The following is a 1,208-nucleotide window of genomic DNA, read 5'->3' on the forward strand; positions in this document are numbered from 1 at the left end:
GGTCGGTGGCCCGGCCGCGACTCCCCGGCGGCGGGCATGGGGGAGAGCCAAGCGTGGGGTGGGCGAACGGTCAACAGCTGAGATGGATCGGACCTGAAAATACGTCAACAGTCGTATATGGCACGGGGATAGGGGTGGACCGATCCCCGTGCCGGGTGGTTCAGAGGCGGCGCAGGAAGACGTCGGTGACGGTGTTGGTGTCGCCCGGCACCAGGTTGCCGTCCTCGGCGTTGAAGACCACCGTGTCGCCGGTGGCGTCCACGCGGGGGCTGTAGGAGGTGGCGGTGCTCTGTGAGCCGTCCTGCGCGACGCTGACCCGCTCGACGCTCCCGGTCCACAGGTCGCGGCGGAACACGTCGCTGACGTCGTTGGTGTCGCCGGGTACCAGGTTCTCGGCGTCGGAGCCGAAGTAGACCCAGCGGTCGTCGGCCGTCATGACGCCACCGGCGGACGACCTCGTGGTGCTGGTGCCCGGCAGGCCGTCGTTGGCCTTGGTGAGCTTGCCGGTGGCCAGCTCGTGGACGTACACGTCCATCCGGATGCCGTGGTTGTGGCCCGGGGCCGCGCCGCCGAACACCGGGAGGCCGTAGACGGCGAAGCGGCCGTCCGGGCTGATCCGGGCGTCGTAGGCGACGCCGCGCAGCGCCCCGGTGTCGTCCAGGCTGGCGCCGGTGATCTGGCCGGTGTCGGCCTTCCACACGTAGTACGGGTAGAAGCGGGGCCCGGTCAGCTGAGGTGTGGCGGCATCGGGATCGGCGGCGGCATCGGCGGCGGATCGGGCGGCTTCGGCCGGGTCGCCCGGGTCGCCCGGAAGCAGGTTCCCGGCCCGGGAGGTGAAGCCGACGGTGTTGCCGTCCGCACTGATCGTCGGACTGTAGGAACTGTTGTTGGCGCCCCCGCCGTCGGTGCCGGTGGTGACCAGCCGGGTGGTGTGGGTCCAGCGGTCGGTGACGTAGATGTTGATCTTGCCGCGCTTCACGCCCGGGGCGAGGTCGGTGCGGGTGGAGGCGAAGGCGACGTAGCGGCCGTCCCGGCTGAGGGTGGGGCTGTCGGCGTTGCGGATGCTCTGGTCGTCGGTGGTCGGCAGGCCGCCCGCGGTGATCAGCTCGGTGCGGCCGGTCCAGCGGTCGCGGACGAACACGTCCGACTCGTGCTTCGGCTGGCCGGGCAGCACGTTGGTGGCGGCGGTGCTGAACGCGACGTACCGG

The 1,208-nt window shown here is 71.2% G+C and carries 1 protein-coding gene; it reads right to left on the reverse strand.

Translation table 11 applies throughout. The features are described 5' to 3' along the window. Nucleotides 1–160: 160 nt before the first annotated feature. Nucleotides 161–1,208: PD40 domain-containing protein (locus J0670_RS38295; RefSeq protein ID WP_207817378.1), on the reverse strand; the 1,048-nt coding region annotated here is incomplete at its 5' end.

The organism is Streptomyces sp. FH025 (assembly GCF_017427025.1).
Lineage (GTDB): Bacteria > Actinomycetota > Actinomycetes > Streptomycetales > Streptomycetaceae > Kitasatospora.